The sequence below is a fragment of the Micromonospora sp. BQ32 genome (assembly GCF_059358895.1).
This window is the reverse complement of record NZ_JCADBI010000002.1, coordinates 353072-368482: the sequence shown is the minus strand read 5'-3', so window position 1 is coordinate 368482 and position 15411 is coordinate 353072. Positions and strand designations below refer to the sequence as shown.

Sequence of the window (15411 nt, the reverse complement as noted above, 5' to 3'; positions counted from 1 at the left end):
GCAGGATGGGGCCCGTGACTGATGCGGTGGTCTTCGACCTGGACGGCGTGATCGTGGATTCCGAGCCGGTGTGGGAGGAGGTCCGCCGGGCGTACGTGGCGGCGCACGGCGGAACGTGGCAGCCGGACACACAACGTCGGCTGATGGGCATGAGCACCGGCGAGTGGGCCCACTACCTCAGCGGGGAGCTGGGCGTCGACCGCACCGCCGAGCAGGTAGCCGTCGAGGTGGTCGAGGAGATGACCCGACGCTACCGGGATCACGTACCCCTCATCGACGGCGCCGACCAGGTCGTCCGCCGGTTGGCCGCGCGGTGGCCGCTCGGGTTGGCCAGTTCGTCGCCGACCCGGCTGATCGAGGCGGCGCTGGCGGCGACCGGTCTGACCGACGCGTTCGGGCGCGACCCTCTCCACCGAGCAGACCGAGCGGGGCAAGCCGGCACCGGACGTGTACCTGAGCGTGGCGCAGCGCCTCGGCGTCGATCCGACCCGGTGTGTGGCGGTGGAGGATTCGTCCAACGGGGTGCGCTCCGCCGCGGCGGCGGGGATGCGGGTGGTGGCGGTGCCGCATGGCTCGTACCCGCTCGATCCGGACGCCGCCGGGCTGGCCGCGGCGACGCTGAACGCTATCGGTGAGTTGACCCCCGAGCTGGTGGACGAGCTGGGTTGACCCGGGTCGAGCGGGGTAGAGACCACGGATGAAGGCCATCGTGTACGAGCGCAACGGCGACCCTTCGGTACTTGGTCTGATCGACCGGCCGGTGCCGGAGCCGGACGCGGGCGAGGTGCTGGTGCGGATGGCGGTCTCCGGGGTGAACCCGACCGACTGGAAGTCCCGCCGCAACGCCCCGCCGGACGGGTGGCAGATCCCCGGGCAGGACGGCGCGGGGGTGGTCGAGGCGGTCGGTGAGGGGGTCGACCCCGACCTGATCGGTGAGCGGGTGTGGGTCTGGGAGGCCGCCTGGCAGCGACCGTGGGGCACGACGGCGGAGTACACGCTGGTGCCGGTCCGGCAGGCGGTACGCCTCGGTGCCGCCGCGTTCGAGCTGGGCGCCGCCCTGGGCATCCCGTTCCTCACCGCGCACCGCTGTCTGACCGCTGGCGAGTTCATGCCGGACACGCTGCGGGCCGGCGCGCTGGCGGATCACACCGTGCTGGTGCAGGGCGGCGCGGGGGCGGTCGGCAACGCCGCGATCCAGCTGGCCCGGTGGGCCGACGCCACGGTGATCGCCACGGTGAGCAGCGCGGAGAAGGCGCAGCTCGCTGCGGCGGCCGGCGCCTCCTTCGTGATCAACTATCGGGAACAGGACGTGGTCGAGGAGGTCCACAAGATCGCCCCCGACGGGGTCCACACGATCGTGGAGGTCTCCCCCGCCCGCAACGTCTCGATCGACGCACAGGTGCTGCGGCATGGCGGCGCGGTCTGCATGTACGCCGACGACGGCGGGGACGAGGTGAGCATCCCGATCCGGGCGATGATGGCGCCGAACGCCCGTTGGCAGTTCGTGCTGGTCTACACGGAGCCGAGGGCGGCCAAGGCGCAGGGCGTGAAGGACGTGGCGGCGGCGGCCAGCCAGGGTGGCGTCCGGGTCGGCGCGGACGCCGGCCTGCCGCTGCACTACTACCCCCTGGCCGAGGCGGCCGCGGCGCACCAGGCGGTGGAGGACTCGACGGTGGGCAAGGTGCTCATCACCACCAGCGACGCCTGATCGGGTCGCTGACCGCCCGATTTCCCCGTCAGCAGGACAAAGGCGAATAACTTTCGCAACAATGACGGTGCGGGGTCACCCCGTGTGAAGCGGGCGGCCCCGGCGCGGTGCGAACGCCGGGGCCGCCCCTGGGGAGGGTTTAGGAGTACTCCCGCCCCAACAGGCGACAGTGCCCGGGAAAACGTTACGGGGCTGTCAGCTCCCGGACAGTCAGCTCGCCCTCGGCGTACCGCGAACGGACGACCTTCTTGTCGAACTTGCCGACGCTGGTCTTCGGCACCGTGTCAATGAACGCCCAGCGCTCGGGCAACTGCCAGCGCGCCACCGACCCGGCCAGGAAGTCCCGCAACTCCTCGGCGGTCACCGAGGCGCCCTCCCGGAGCACCACGGTGGCCAGCGGACGTTCGTCCCATCGCTCGTCCGGGACACCCACCACGCACGCCTCCAGCACCGCCGGGTGGGCCATCAGCGCGTTCTCCAGCTCCACCGACGAGATCCACTCGCCCCCGGACTTGATGACGTCCTTGGCGCGGTCGGTCAGGTTGATGTACCCGTCCGGCGAGAGGGTGCCCACGTCGCCGGTACGCAGCCAGCCGTCGCGGAACTTCTCCTCGTCCGGGGCGTCGTCACCGACGTACCGGGCGGTCACCCACGGCCCACGGACCTCCAGCTCGCCCACGGCCTTGCCATCGGCGGGCATCGGCTCGCCCGACGGGCCGACGATCCGCGCCTGCACGCCCGCCGGCACCCGGCCCTGGGTGTAGCGGTAGCGCCACGCCTGCTCACCGGTCGCCCCTGCGGGCGGACGCGAGACCGACCCCAGCGGGGACATCTCGGTCATTCCCCAGGCGTGGATGACGTCGATTCCGTGCCGCTCGTCGAACGCGTGCATCAGCGCCGGCGGGCACGCCGAGCCGCCGACGATCACCTCACCGAGCGAGGAGGTGTCCACGTCGTGGGTGTCCAGGTAGGCCAGCAGATCGGTCCAGATGGTCGGCACCGCGCCGGCCAGGGTGGGCCGTTCGGCGGCGATCATCTCCGCGATCGGCGCGGCCTGGAGAAACCGGTCCGGCATGATCAGCGACGCGCCGGAGAGGAAGGCCGCGTACGGCAGCCCCCAGGACATGGCGTGGAACATCGGCACGATGGCCAACTCGCGGTCGGTCGGCCCGAGACCGAAACCCTCCGGCATGCAGACCTGCAACGAGTGCAGGTAGATCGACCGGTGCGAGTAGGCCACGCCCTTCGGGTTGCCGGTGGTGCCCGAGGTGTAGCAGAGCGCCGCGGCGTCGCGCTCGTCGACCTCCGGCCAGTCGTAGGTGTCGGGCCGGTCGGCGAGCAACGCGTCCCAGTGGTGCACCGTGATCCGGTCACCGGCCGCCGCCACCAGCGGCGCCGGGTCGCCGCCGCCGACCACCACGACGTGCCGCACCGTGGTCAGCTCACCGATCACCCGGGCCAGCAGCGGGAGCAGCGTGCTGTCGACGAGCACCACCCGGTCCTCGGCGTGATTGGCGATGTAGACGACCTGGTCGGGAAAGAGCCGGATGTTGAGCGTGTGCAGCACCGCGCCCATGCTCGGCACCGCGAAGTAGGCGACCAGGTGCTCGTTGTTGTTCCACATGAAGGTGGCGACCCGCTCGTCGCCGGTCACCCCACACTCGTCGCGCAGCCCGTGTGCCAGCCGGGCGGCGGCCCGGCCCACCTCGGCGTACGTCATCCGGCGGGGTTCGGCACCCGTCCAGGTGACCACCTCGGCCGTGCCGTGCACCCCTGCACCGTGGTCGAGGATCCGGGAGATCTGCAGAGGGGCGTCCATCATCGTGCTACGCATGGGTAACAAGCTAGTGTCGGCGGTCACACGTTGGGAACCCCCGTAAGTTGTCGCAGGTGAGCATCTCCTGGGCCGACTCGTACGTGGGGCAGTTGCGCGCGCTCGCCGGGGACCGGACGCTGATGTTCGTCGGCGCCCGTGCCGTGGTCAGCGACGACGCCGGACGCATTCTGCTGATCAAACGCTCGGACAACGGCCAGTGGGCCATGCCGGCCGGCGCGATGGAGCTGGGCGAGTCGATCGCCGACTGCGCGGTACGCGAGGTCCGTGAGGAGACCGGGTTGCGCGCGCTGCGGGTCTGCGCGTTCGCCCTCTACACCGGCCCGGACCGGACGAGCACCAACATGTACGGCCACACGTACCAGGTGTTCACGACGGCGTTCAAGGTGGAGGAGTGGGACGGGCCTTTGGCCCGGGTCACCGACGAGACCACCGACGCCGGGTTCTTCGCCCGCGACCGGTTCCCCGCGCCACTCTCCACCTCGGTCATCGAGACCCTGGCCGACCTGGACGTCTTCGAGCAGACGAACCGGCTCATCCTCAAGTAGGGAGGCCCCGGGGTCACCGACCCCGGGGCCGTGCCTCACTGCGGGTGGCGGAGCCCAGCGAAGTACCCCTCCTGGATCCAGTTCGGGTACGCGACCGGCAGCTTGGTGGCCTCGTCAGGCCGGGCGTACCCCCGCCGACCTGGACGTGACGACGGCCAGCCGGCTGATCGTGATCGGCGGCGACCGCTTCCTGGCCGACCACGTCAGCACCACCTCAGCCGACCCCGAGACCGACGCCGCGGCCGTCCGGGAGTTGGCCGCAACCTGGTGGTACGGCGCCTACCGCCGCCCCGCCTGACCACCGCGGTTGTCTCAGGCCGCGGTGGGGCCGAACTGTTCGGTGAAGCGCCCGGTGAACAGGTCGCCGCCCTTGTACTCGGCGACCGTCGCGGCAGGGACGACGGCCGGGCCGTCGGGCGTGGGCATCTGGCCGATACCGTGTCGCGACCCGAGCGGGATCAGGATCATGGGATGAGGCATCGGTTGGTAGGTGGCCGTCGGCTGCCCGCCATTCAGCTGCGCGGTGATGTTCCGCGCCACGACCTCGGCGTGCTGCAACGCGTACGCGGCCATCTTGTCCTCTGCGACATCGGTGAGGTCCCCGATCGCGTAGACGTGGTTGAGGATGTCGTCGGGCCCGCGCACGTTGAGAGTCTCGGTGACGGCTACCTGCCCCTGCGAGGTGAGCGTCGTCAGCCGGCCGTCAACGAGGTAGTCACTGTTGATCCGAAGGCCATAGGCACGGAACCAGATGTCGGCGGTGATCTCGTCGCCATCGGTGGTGGTGGCCGTGACGGTCGCGAACCGATTGGCGTCGGTCGTCAACGGCGCGGCCAGGCTGGTGCCCAACCGCACCTGGATGCCCAGCTCGTCGAGCTGCCGGTGCAGGTCATCGCGCAGCTCCGGCCCGAAGCCGGGCAGCAGTTGCTCGGCCGGATCGATGAGGGTGACGTGCTTGTCCGGCCAGACCTCCTTGATCTCGCCGGCCAGTTCCAATCCGACCGGCCCGGCACCGAGGATCAGGACCCGCTCGGCGCTGGCCAACTCCTTGTTGGTCTGACGCAGGTCGTCGAACGCCGCGTCCATGGAGTCGGCGTTGAGCCTCGCCGGGTAGGCGTAACTGGAGCCGGTGGCCAACACCAGATAGTCCGCCGCGACACGCTGACCTGAGGCCAGCGTGACACCACCGGAATCCACCGAGACCGCTCGATCCCGGATCACCGTGCCCCGAGTGAGCACCGTGTCGAAGGGGAAGAACATGTTGCCTGCCCACTCGGGCCGGACCAGCGCCCGCAGCGCCCCGGCGACGTTGACGAACGCGTCCCGAGGATTGATGAGGACGACATCGGCCACCGACTCCAACGCCTTGGCGACCGCCGTACCCCCGTAACCGCCGCCGACGACCGCAACCGTACGACTCATGACTCAACTCCAACCGACCAGGAATTCCGCTCGACCGCTGCCGAGCGCCTTCCATCACGGTCGTCGGCCGACAGGAGGTCAGGGAGGCCCGACTGAGACTGGTAGTGGCAGGGACACCATCCGTTCGGCTGGCGTTGTTACGTTCGGCTGGTGAGCGACAACGAGCTTGGGTTGTTCCTGCGCCTGCACCGGGAAGCGGTGACACCGGCCGAGGTGGGGCTACCCGCCGGGCCGCGCCGTCGCGCCCCGGGGCTACGCCGATCCGAGGTGGCGGCCCTCGCCGACGTGAGCGTCGAGTACGTCACGAGACTTGAACAGGGCCGCGATCGCCGACCGTCACCGCAGGTGCTCGCCGCGCTCGCGAACGCACTCCGGTTGAACTGGCACGAACGCGCCCACCTGCACCGCCTCACCAAGGCGGCCGATCCCAGCTACAACTGCCGGGGCCAGACCACCCCGAGCAGCGAGGTACGTCCGACCGTGCGGGCGCTGCTCGACCGTCTCGAACCCGCACCGGCGGTGCTGCTCAACCAGCTCAGCGACGTCCTCGCCCACACCGCCGGCTACCTGCGGCTGGTCGGTCCGATCGGTCTGCTGGACGCGACACCGGCCAACCTCGCCCGATTCATCCTCAGCGACGCCCGGGCACGCAGCGCGTTCCCTGACTGGGACCACCTGGCCGACGAGCAGGTCGCCAGCCTCAAGCAAGGTCCGTTCCGGGCCTACCCGCCGATGGCCGCCCTGGCCGACGAGTTGACCATCACAGCGGGCGACGCCTTCACCCGGCGCGTCGACACAGTGCCCAGCCTGCCGAAGGCCAGCGGCATCTTCCGGCTGGCCCATCCCGAGGCGGGCATGCTCCGGCTCGGGTACGAGACCCTCGAACTCCCGGCGGACGACGACCAGCGTCTGATCGTGTACCTGCCCGCCGATGCGGCGACCTCCGACGCGCTCGACCTCCTCAACAGTCAACACCCGCAGCCGCTACGCCTCGTGGCCGGTTGACATTGACCGCCCCGGCGGTCCGGGTCGGTCGGTGTCGAGCGCTCAGATCATCGTCTGGGACTTGGCCTCCATGTCGGCGGCGGCCTCCTCCTTGGACTCGCGGGTCAACGGCTTGCCGCCCGGCGCCGGGGCCTCGCCGCCGAGCGGGTCGGCACCACCGGTGGCGCCCTTCGGGCCGGCGCCTTGCAGCTGCGTGTTGGGCAGCGTCAGGGTGACCACCACCGCCACGATGGCGATCAGGCCGGCGGTCAGGAAGACCAGATCCAGCGCGTCGACGAAGGCGCCCTGGATCGCCGCGCGTACCGGCCCCGGCAGGGCCAGGATGGTGGCCGGATCGTTGATCGAGATGTTGGCACCGCCACTCGCCGTCACGGCCGCCTGCTCCTGCGGCGGGAGCTGCGCGATCGCGCCGGGCAACCGGTCGGCGAGCCCGCCGGTCAGCCGGGACGTGAGCACCGTGCCGAGGATCGCCACCCCGAACGAACCACCCAGCGACCGGAAGAAGGTCGCCGAGGAGGTGCCGGCCCCCAGGTCGCGTACGGAGACCGCGTTCTGCACCGCCAGGATCAGCGACTGCATGCACAGACCCAACCCGACGCCGATCACCACCATGAACCCGAACGCGACCCAGAGTGAGGTGGTCACCGCCAACTGGGTGAAGAGGAACATGCCGACCAGCAGGGTCACCGAACCGGCCACCGGGAACCACTTGTAACGGCCGATCCGGGTCATCGCACGGCCGGTCAGGATCGAGGTGATGATGATGCCGGCCATCATCGGCAGCATCAGCAGACCGCTGCGGGTCGGCGAGGCGCCCTTCACGATCTGCAGGTACAGCGGGATGAAGATGATCGAACCGAACATCACCAGACCGATGATGAGCAGGGCCGAGTTGGCCAGCGCGAAGGTGGCGCTCCGGAACAGCCGCAGCGGCAGGATCGGCTCGGCCACCCGGGCCTCCTGGAGGACGAAGAGCACCCCCAGCACCGCACCGACGACGAAGAGCGTGATGATCACGCCGGAGCCCCAGGCGTACTCGTTCCCGCCCCAGCTCAGCGCGAGCAGCAGAGAACTCACCCCGGCCACCAGCAGGCCGGCGCCGAGCCAGTCGATCGAGTGGTCGCGACGTTCGAACGGGATCAACCGCATCACGTGGTAGCAGACGACGATGGCCAGGATCGCCAGCGGCACGTTGATGTAGAAGATCCACCGCCAGTCGGTCTCCGCGAAGTAACCGCCCACCAGCGGCCCGGCGACCGACGAGATCCCGAAGACCGCCCCGAACAGGCCCTGGTAGCGACCACGCTCCCGGGGTGACACCACGTCCGAGATGATGGTGAAGGCGAGCGTCAGCAGACCACCGGCGCCAAGGCCCTGGATACCCCGGGTGACGATCAACTGGGTCATGTTCTGCGACAGCCCGGCCAGCAACGACCCGAGCAGGAACGTGCCGATCGAGAAGAGGAAGACCGGTCGACGCCCGTACAGGTCGGCCATCTTGCCGTAGAGCGGCGTCGACGCGGTCGAGGCGAGCAGGTACGCGGTGACCACCCAGGAGTAGTGGTTGATTCCGCCCAACTCGCCCACGATGGTCGGCAGCGCCGTACCGACGATGGTCTGGTCGAGTGCGGCCAGCAGCATGCCGGTCATCAGGCCGAACATGAGCAGCCGGATCTGCTGACGGTTCAGCACCGGTGCGTCGGAGGCTTCGGTGGTCATCTGGCCTTCTATCCCGCGAGCCGCAGAACATGCGCCGAACGCTAAAAAACCCAACCCTTGCACTCCCTCTCGCGCTTCCGCCTCCTGGCGTTGATCAAGAGGTTTGCGTCATGGCGCACGGCGTTTCGTGACGCAAACCTCTTGATCACCGGGGGAAAGGGGGGTAGAGGCGGGGTTAGGCCGTGGTGAAGGTCTTGGTGATTGTTGCGCAGAAGGCGGGGAGGTCGTCGGGCTTGCGGCTGCTGGTCAGGTTGCCGTCGGTGACGCACTCCTCGTCCACCCAGGTGGCGCCGGCGTTGGTCAGGTCGGTACGCAGGGTGGGCCAGGAGGTGATGCGTCGACCGCGCACCACGTCCGCCTCGATGAGCGTCCACGGGCCGTGACAGATCACCCCGACCGGCTTGCCCGCGTCGAAGAACGCCTTCACGAACCGCACCGCGTCCGGGTCGCCCCGCAGGAAGTCCGGGTTCGCCACCCCGCCGGGCAGCACCAGCGCGTCGTAGCCGGCGGCGTCCGCCTTGTCGACGGTCACGTCCACCTCGTACGTCTTGGAGTGGTCCAGGTGGTTGAAGGACTGGATGGAACCGGGCTTCAGCGAGACCAGCTCGGCCGTCGCGCCAGCGTTCTCGACCGCCTCGCGCGGCTGGACGTACTCGACCTCCTCGACGCCGTCGGCGGCCAGGAAGGCGACCCGCTTGCCCTGCAATGTCGCTGCCATCTCGGTACATCTCCTTTCCGGGGGTACCTCACTCCCCTTCCCGCCCTCGAACGCCCGAAACAGGTCGGACAGGTGTCGGACCGGCGCGGACCGGTCAGGGGGCCATCGAAGGCGGCATGACCAGCGGCGGGACCGGCTGCCGCGCAGGTTTGTCCGGCAGGCCGCTGGGGACCCGGGGAGGCATGGCAGGAGCAGCAGCGGAACAGCGCCGGCTCGCCACCGTCGTGGAGAGCTGGCTCGGACGCCCCGTCCTGATCGTCGGTGACGCCATGTTGGACGAATGGCGGTTCGCCGACTCCGACCGGCTCTGCCGGGAGGCGCCCGCCCCGGTCCTCACCCTGCGTCGGCGGATCTCCGCCGCCGGTGGGGCCGCGAACACCGCCGTCAACGTCGCCACCCTCGGCGGCCGGGCGGTACTGGTGGCACCGGTCGGCGCCGACGTCGCCGGCGACGAACTCCACGACTGCCTGGACCGCGCGGGCGTCTGGGACCGCACGGTCAACCAGCCCGGGCGGCCCACCCCGGTGAAGCGGCGGATGTTGGCCGGCAACCAGATCCTGCTGCGCGAGGACTCCGGCGACCCGGAGGACGCCCTGGACCACGACGGGGTGGCCCGGCTGCTCACCGCCCTGAGCTGCGCCACCGAGGAGCTGCGCGCCGCCGCCGGTGGGGAGGCGCCGACCCTGGTGGTCTGCGACTACGGCCTGGGCGCGCTGCCCGCGCCGGTCCGCGCGTGGCTGGTCGAGAACCGCGAGCGGTACGCCACGGTCGCGCTGGACGCCCACGACCTGGCCGACTGGCGGGGCCTCGCCCCGACGGTGGTCACCCCCAGCTTCGCCGAGGCGACCCGGCTGTTGGCCCGCGCCGGCGGTACGAACCGACCGACCGGCGGGACCGAGCTGCACCTGGAGCACCCCGACGGCGACCCGGCCGACGGGCCCTCCGAAATGACAGTGGGCGCGGCCCCGGGCGGGGTACGCGTCGACGACACGACCGCCGAGCTGGCCCGGGCCGATCGCCCGGGACCGGTCGGCGAACCCACCCTGGGTGAGGGACGGGTGGCCCTCACCGGCGACGGGCTCAGCGTCACCGGCACCGGCGTCACCGTGAACACCCGGGCCGGGGAGGGCGTCGATCGGGCGGTCCTGGCCGAGTCGCGGCTGGCCGAACTGCGGGCGCACACCGGCGCCGACGTGGTGGCGGTGACCCTGGACACCGAAGGCGCGGTGGTCGGCGGCGCCGACGGGGAGCCCCGACGCAGCCACAGCACCCCGGTGCCGGCGAGCCACGCCGTGGGTGCCGGCGACGCGTACCTGGCGGCGATGACGCTGGCCCTGGCCGCCGACGCGCCCCTGCCCACCGCCGCCCAACTCGCCCAACTGGCCGCCACCATCACCGTCTCGGACACCGGCACCTGTGTGTGCCGTCGGGACGACCTGCTCGCCGCGCTCGACCAGCCGACCGACACCACGAGCCACCCCGCTCTGGTCGGCGGCGACGAGTTGGACGCGATCGTCGCCGAGTACCGCGAGGCGGGACGGTCGGTGGTCTTCACCAACGGCTGCTTCGACGTGCTGCACCGCGGGCACGTGCGCTACCTGGAGCAGGCCCGCGCGTTGGGTGACCTGCTCATCGTGGCGGTCAACTCGGACGGCAGCGTACGACGGCTGAAGGGCCCGGACCGGCCGGTCAACCCGGTCGAGGACCGGGGCGCCCTGCTCGCCGCGCTCGCCTGCGTGGACCACGTGGTGGTCTTCGAGGAGGACTCACCCGCCGCGCTGATCGAGGCGGTCCGACCGGACGTGTACGTCAAGGGCGGCGACTATCCGCCGGAGCTGGTGCCGGAGGCCCCGCTGGTGCGCCGGCTGGGCGGTCAGGTGCGCACCCTGGGGTACGTGCCGGACCGGTCCACCTCGGCGATCATCGAGCGGATCCGGTCGCACAGCCAGGACCCGTCGCCACACGTCGAGGAGCGGGAGCCGGACCCGTCGCTGCGCACCCGCACCCAGGCGTCGTGAACCGCCCGCTCGACCTCGGCACCCCGGAGGAGTTCCGCGCCGACCGGCTGGTCGACGTGCTGATTCCGACCCGGAACCGGCCCGCCGAGCTGGCCGTCACCCTGGGCGGGCTCGCCGCCCAGGACGGACTGCCCGGCTTCGGCGTGGTCGTCAGCGATCAGTCCGATGGGGAGCCGGCTTACGCGCATCCCGCCGCGGCCACCATGGTCCGGGCACTGCGCCACCGGGGCCACCCGGTACTGCTGACCCGCCGGCTGCCCCGACGGGGGTTGGCCGAGCACCGGGCGTACCTGCTCGCCGCCTCGGCCGCCCGGTACGTCCTCAGCCTCGACGACGACATCTGGCTGGAACCGGGGGCGCTGCACCGGCTGGTCACCGCGATCGGGGAGCTGGGCTGCGGGTTCGTCGGCAACGGCGTGCACGGGCTCTCGTACACCGACGACGTGCGGCCGGAATCGCACGGCCACTACGAGGAGTGGACCGGCCCGCCCACACCGGAGCGGATCCGACCCGACACCCCGGAGTGGAACCGCGCCCGGATCCACTCGGCCGCCAACCTGCTGCACATCACCGAGCAGTTGGCGCTGCCGCCGGGCGCGTGGCGGGCGTACAAGGTCTCCTGGATCGGCGGGTGCGTGCTCTACGACCGGGCCAAGCTCGTCGACGCCGGTGGCTTCGACTTCTGGCGTCGCGTGCAGGAGAAGCACCAGGGCGAGGACGTGGCCGCGCAGCTCGCCGTGTTGTCCCGCTACGGGGGCGCGGGCATCCTGCCCAGCGGCGCGTACCACCTGGAGTCCCCGACCACGGTCACCGACCGGGACGTGGAGGCGTGGGAGGTCGTCCTCGCCGACGAGGACACCCCGCAGCCGGTTTGAACTACGGGGTGAGCAACTCCCGGGCGGCTTCCAGCACCTCGATCACCGGTACGTCGGTGACGAAGGAATCCCGGTGCGGGCACTCACCGTCGCCCGGCCGGTGCGGATAGATGCCCGGTGTGCAGTCGACCCCGCAGACCGGGCAGTGCACCGTCCACGAGCTGATCGGCCGGTGCCGGCCCCGCAGCGGGCTGGCCCCGTTGATCAGGTTGCCGACCCAGAAGATCCCCACCGTGGGCGCGCCCACCGCGGCGGCCAGGTGCAGCGGGCCGGTGTCGTTCGAGACGACCAACGCGCAGTCGGCGTAGCAGCCCACCAGCCCACCGAGGCTGAGCGTGCCCACCTGTGGGCGTACCGGCACCTGCGCCGCAGCGACGACCCGGTCCACCACCTCCTGCTCCGAGGGCGTGCCGGTGACCAGCACCTCGTACCCGTCCTCGTGCAGCGCCCGGGCCACCTCGGCGAAGCGCTCGGCGGGCCAGCGGCGGCGGGTGTCGGTGGCGCCCGGATGCAACGCCACCCGGGGACGGCCCGCCGGGCCGAGCACCTGGGCGGCCTCGGCCCGGTCGGCGTCGGTCACCGCCAGCGTCGGCGTGATGGTGGTGGCAGGCGCTCCCACCAGCGCCACCACCTCCAGGTAGCGGATCACCTCGTGCTGGTAGTAGACGTAGCGGAGCCACCGGCCCAGCGGCGGCGCGTCCTCGGTACGCAGGCCGACGGTCATCCGGGCACCGAGCCGACTGACCAGCGGATTGGAGTTGGTGCCGCCACCGTGGATCTGCACCGCCAGGTCGAATTCGGCACCGGTGGCGACGGCCAGGAAGTCGTCCATCGAGGACTCCGGCTCGCCCGGCTCCGCCGTGCGGATGCCGGGTGCCGGCGGCACCACCAGCACCCGGTCCACCGGGCCGGGCCGGTCGCGCCAGAGCTTCGCGTGCCACGGCGCACCGAGCAACACGATCTCCGCCGAGGGGTACGCGCTACGCAACGCGTCCAGCGCCGGCAGGGCGAAGATGAAATCGCCGAGCGCGTTGGCGCGCAGCACGGCGATCCGCCGCACGTCGGGAAGGCGCTCGGCGGTCGGGCCGAGCACGGAAGGGCTGACCACCCGGCCCGCTACGGCCGGTCGATCTCGCCGGCGGTGTCCGGGCTGTGCAGCTCCCGGTCCGCAGCGGGATCGCCCGGCATCGGCGTACCCGTGGAGAGGTCACCGGAGCGCGGCCCGGTGCGACCGACGGTGATGGTGCGCGGCGCGGGCCGGGTCGCCCGAGGCAGCCGGACCCGGAGCAGGCCGTGGTCCATCACCGCGTCGATGGCGTCCGGGTCGACCCGCGACGGCAGGTTGACCCGGTACTCGAAGCCGCGCGTCTCGAAGCCGCCGGGGATGCCCTGGTCGGCGTTGACCTCCGCCTCCGAGCGGGCCCGCACGCACAACTCGCGGTCGTCCAACTCGACCGCCACCTCCTCCGGCGCCACCCCGGGCAGCCGGACGACGACCTCCCAGCCGTCCGAGGTCTCGGTCAACTCGACGTCGGACGTCCCGCCGCGACCACCGACCAGGCGGCTCAGCTCGGCGCGCAGCGACTGCAACTCCCCCATCGGGTCCCAGCCCTGCTGCCGGCTGCCCCGCCACCCCCGGCCGAAGCCACCAAACTGCTGCTCGCTCATCACACCTCTCCGATCCGCTGAGTGGCCGCCGGCGGCCGTAGTGAGCTGGGCGCGTCCAGGCCGGCGTCGCGGTCGACGCCCACACCGAGCCGGTCGACCAGCTCACCACCGAGCCAGGCGCTGATGCCGAGAATCGCCACCGCGACCACCTCGATGGCGACCAGTGCGCCGCCGGCGGCCCGGGAGTCCGCGTTGAGCCGCACGGCCCACACGGCGGCGAAGAGCAGGATCACCGCGACGTTGGCGCCCGCGTGCAGCAGACCCACCCGCTTGGCGCGGGTGCCGGTGGGGATCGCCAGCAGGTCGAACGAGCCGGCCGCTGCGGCGAGCAGGCCACCGATCAGACCGACGGTGATGTTCCAGTACGCGACCTCGCCGAGGAAGTCCGGACCACCCACGGTGTCCACCACGTCGAACAGCACCGCCGTGGCCAGCAGCGCGACCGGGAACATGACCAGCATCGGATGGACTGGGTGACCCAGCACCTTGAGTCGGCTCTCCATCTTCCGGCCTCCACTGGTCGGCGTCCTGCGGAACGGTCTCGTGCGGCGAGCGCGTCGGGTGAGGCCGTACCCCCGGCAACCAGGCACAAACCTCGCGCTGGTCACGGCGGCCTAGGCTGACGACGGTGGTGCCCGCCACCGGGTCAACGGCTGAGGGAGGATCAACGTGACGGTGGAGATCACCTCGCACGAGGAGCTGCGCGAGCTGCTCGGCGTGCCGAACGCGCGGGCCGCCAACAAGGAACGCACCCGCCTGCACGAGCGGGACCGCGATTGGCTCGCCGCCTCGCCGTTCTGTCTGCTGGCCACGGCCGGCGCGGACGGCAGCTGCGACGTCTCACCCAAGGGCGACCCGGCCGGCTTCGCCCTGGTGCTGGACGACACGACCATCGCGCTGCCCGAGCGGCCCGGCAACAGGCGGGCCGACGGTTACCGCAACATCCTCGACAACCCGCACGTCGGGTTGATCTTCCTGATCCCCGGGCGGACCGACACGCTACGGATCAACGGACGGGCCCGCCTGGTCAGCGACGCGCCCTGGTTCGATGACATGGTGGTCAAGGGGCACCGGCCGGTGCTCGCCGTGGTGGTGGAGATCGAGCAGATCTTCTACCACTGCGCGAAGGCGTTCCTGCGGTCCGCGCTGTGGCGGCCGGAAACCTGGCAACCCGAGGCACTGCCGTCCCGAGCGCGCCTCATCAAGGAGGTCGAGGCGCCGACGGAGAGCCTCGAGGACCTGGAACGGCACTACGGCCCGGAGTACGCCACGAAGATCTACGTCTGATCCGCACCGGGCGACCCGGGCGGACGCCGACGACGCCGGTCAGGCCGACCAGCCGGCCGGGTTGCCGAACGACTCCCGGGAGATCCCGGAGCCGGTCTCCGGCCACGAACCGAACCGGTCATTGTGCAGGTGCGCGAAGAGATAGCACATGCCTTCGCAGTCGGCGTCAGGCAGCGCCATCGCGGGGTCGGCGCGGACCGCTTCGTAGTACGCCCGCCCGAGGGCGACGATGAAACCTCGGGCGTAGAGGAAGCCGTCGTCCGAACCGTCGGTCACCTCGTGGATGTCCTCCCGATCGATGTCGTGCAGCTTGCGCTCCACCACCCGGTCGAGATCGGTCAACTCCTGCCCGGTCAGCTCGGCGGTCAACTGCCCGAGGTTGTCCAGGAACGCGTCCAACCAGGCGTCGATCGCGTAGGACGGGCCGTCATCGTCATCGCCGTCGTCATCGGCTGGGTCGCGCTCGACGAGAGCCTGGCGCAGGGCCAAGGGCTCGGCACCCAAACCGGCCCAGGCCGCCTCGATGAGTGCCCACAGCCGGGCCTCGTCGGCGGGGGTGGGCAGCGTCCCAGGGGCATCGGTGGTCACGGTCACCGCCGGACCATATCG

Annotated in this window: 15 protein-coding genes and 1 pseudogene; 8 read left to right on the top strand and 8 right to left on the bottom strand. The window is 71.2% G+C overall.

Annotated elements, in window-relative coordinates; translation table 11 throughout:
• The first annotated feature begins 14 nt into the window (after window positions 1-14).
• Together AC5L30_RS05285 and AC5L30_RS05280 are read left to right on the top strand one after the other, a co-directional pair.
• A pseudogene (locus AC5L30_RS05285) lies at window positions 15-669 on the top strand (HAD family hydrolase).
• A gap of 28 nt (window positions 670-697) precedes the next feature.
• Complete coding sequence (locus AC5L30_RS05280) at window positions 698-1708, top strand: NADPH:quinone reductase (protein WP_494865755.1); 1011 nt, start codon at window positions 698-700, stop codon at window positions 1706-1708.
• Between the two features lie 184 nt (window positions 1709-1892).
• On the opposite strand, the gene AC5L30_RS05275 is transcribed toward AC5L30_RS05280, so the two are convergent.
• The gene (locus AC5L30_RS05275) at window positions 1893-3527 is read right to left on the bottom strand and encodes a fatty acid--CoA ligase (RefSeq protein WP_494866081.1); all 1635 of its coding nucleotides are present in this window, start codon (window positions 3525-3527) and stop codon (window positions 1893-1895) included.
• A gap of 71 nt (window positions 3528-3598) precedes the next feature.
• Here AC5L30_RS05275 and AC5L30_RS05270 point away from each other — a divergent pair, with 71 nt between their 5' ends.
• Window positions 3599-4090, top strand: a complete 492-nt coding sequence (locus tag AC5L30_RS05270; protein ID WP_494865754.1) for an NUDIX domain-containing protein — start codon at window positions 3599-3601, stop codon at window positions 4088-4090.
• Window positions 4091-4235: 145 nt separating this feature from the next.
• Window positions 4236-4388, top strand: coding sequence for a hypothetical protein (locus tag AC5L30_RS05265; protein ID WP_494865752.1), 153 nt, complete (start codon window positions 4236-4238; stop codon window positions 4386-4388).
• Between the two features lie 14 nt (window positions 4389-4402).
• Here the strand turns inward: AC5L30_RS05265 and AC5L30_RS05260 are convergent, their stop codons facing one another.
• Window positions 4403-5512 carry an NAD(P)/FAD-dependent oxidoreductase gene (locus AC5L30_RS05260; RefSeq protein WP_494865751.1) on the bottom strand — a complete coding sequence of 370 codons (1110 nt, stop codon included), beginning with the start codon at window positions 5510-5512 and terminating at the stop codon, window positions 4403-4405.
• Window positions 5513-5662: 150 nt separating this feature from the next.
• Between AC5L30_RS05260 and AC5L30_RS05255 the strand changes: the two genes are divergently transcribed.
• Window positions 5663-6517: a helix-turn-helix domain-containing protein gene (locus tag AC5L30_RS05255; RefSeq protein ID WP_494865750.1), complete on the top strand. Its 855-nt coding sequence runs from the start codon at window positions 5663-5665 to the stop codon at window positions 6515-6517.
• A gap of 42 nt (window positions 6518-6559) precedes the next feature.
• Here AC5L30_RS05255 and AC5L30_RS05250 read toward each other — a convergent pair whose 3' ends face one another.
• Together AC5L30_RS05250 and AC5L30_RS05245 are read right to left on the bottom strand one after the other, a co-directional pair.
• Entirely contained in the window at window positions 6560-8236 is a 1677-nt protein-coding gene (locus tag AC5L30_RS05250; protein ID WP_494865748.1) for an MDR family MFS transporter, read from the bottom strand.
• A gap of 175 nt (window positions 8237-8411) precedes the next feature.
• Window positions 8412-8954, bottom strand: coding sequence for a type 1 glutamine amidotransferase domain-containing protein (locus AC5L30_RS05245; protein ID WP_494865746.1), 543 nt, complete (start codon window positions 8952-8954; stop codon window positions 8412-8414).
• A gap of 182 nt (window positions 8955-9136) precedes the next feature.
• On the opposite strand from AC5L30_RS05245, the gene rfaE2 reads away from it, so the two are divergent.
• Together rfaE2 and AC5L30_RS05235 are read left to right on the top strand one after the other, a co-directional pair.
• Complete coding sequence (rfaE2, locus tag AC5L30_RS05240) at window positions 9137-10972, top strand: D-glycero-beta-D-manno-heptose 1-phosphate adenylyltransferase (RefSeq protein ID WP_494865744.1); 1836 nt, start codon at window positions 9137-9139, stop codon at window positions 10970-10972.
• On the top strand, window positions 10969-11847 hold the full coding sequence (locus tag AC5L30_RS05235; protein ID WP_494865742.1) for a glycosyltransferase family 2 protein: 879 nt from the start codon (window positions 10969-10971) through the stop codon (window positions 11845-11847). Before rfaE2 ends, AC5L30_RS05235 begins: the two co-directional genes overlap by 4 nt.
• Before the next feature lies 1 nt (window position 11848).
• On the opposite strand, the gene AC5L30_RS05230 is transcribed toward AC5L30_RS05235, so the two are convergent.
• From AC5L30_RS05230 to AC5L30_RS05220, 3 genes are read right to left on the bottom strand one after another with little or no spacing between them, the layout of a single operon-like run.
• Window positions 11849-12955: a glycosyltransferase family 9 protein gene (locus AC5L30_RS05230; protein ID WP_494865740.1), complete on the bottom strand. Its 1107-nt coding sequence runs from the start codon at window positions 12953-12955 to the stop codon at window positions 11849-11851.
• 8 nt (window positions 12956-12963) lie between these two features.
• A complete protein-coding gene (locus tag AC5L30_RS05225; RefSeq protein ID WP_494865738.1) occupies window positions 12964-13515 on the bottom strand; it encodes an Hsp20/alpha crystallin family protein in 552 nt (183 codons plus the stop codon).
• Entirely contained in the window at window positions 13515-14018 is a 504-nt protein-coding gene (locus tag AC5L30_RS05220; RefSeq protein ID WP_494865736.1) for a DUF2231 domain-containing protein, read from the bottom strand. Before AC5L30_RS05220 ends, AC5L30_RS05225 begins: the two co-directional genes overlap by 1 nt.
• Before the next feature lie 166 nt (window positions 14019-14184).
• Here AC5L30_RS05220 and AC5L30_RS05215 point away from each other — a divergent pair, with 166 nt between their 5' ends.
• The gene (locus AC5L30_RS05215; RefSeq protein ID WP_494865734.1) at window positions 14185-14802 is read left to right on the top strand and encodes a pyridoxamine 5'-phosphate oxidase family protein; all 618 of its coding nucleotides are present in this window, start codon (window positions 14185-14187) and stop codon (window positions 14800-14802) included.
• 39 nt (window positions 14803-14841) lie between these two features.
• Here AC5L30_RS05215 and AC5L30_RS05210 read toward each other — a convergent pair whose 3' ends face one another.
• On the bottom strand, window positions 14842-15396 hold the full coding sequence (locus AC5L30_RS05210) for a DUF4240 domain-containing protein (protein ID WP_494865732.1): 555 nt from the start codon (window positions 15394-15396) through the stop codon (window positions 14842-14844).
• Between the last annotated feature and the right edge of the window lie 15 nt (window positions 15397-15411).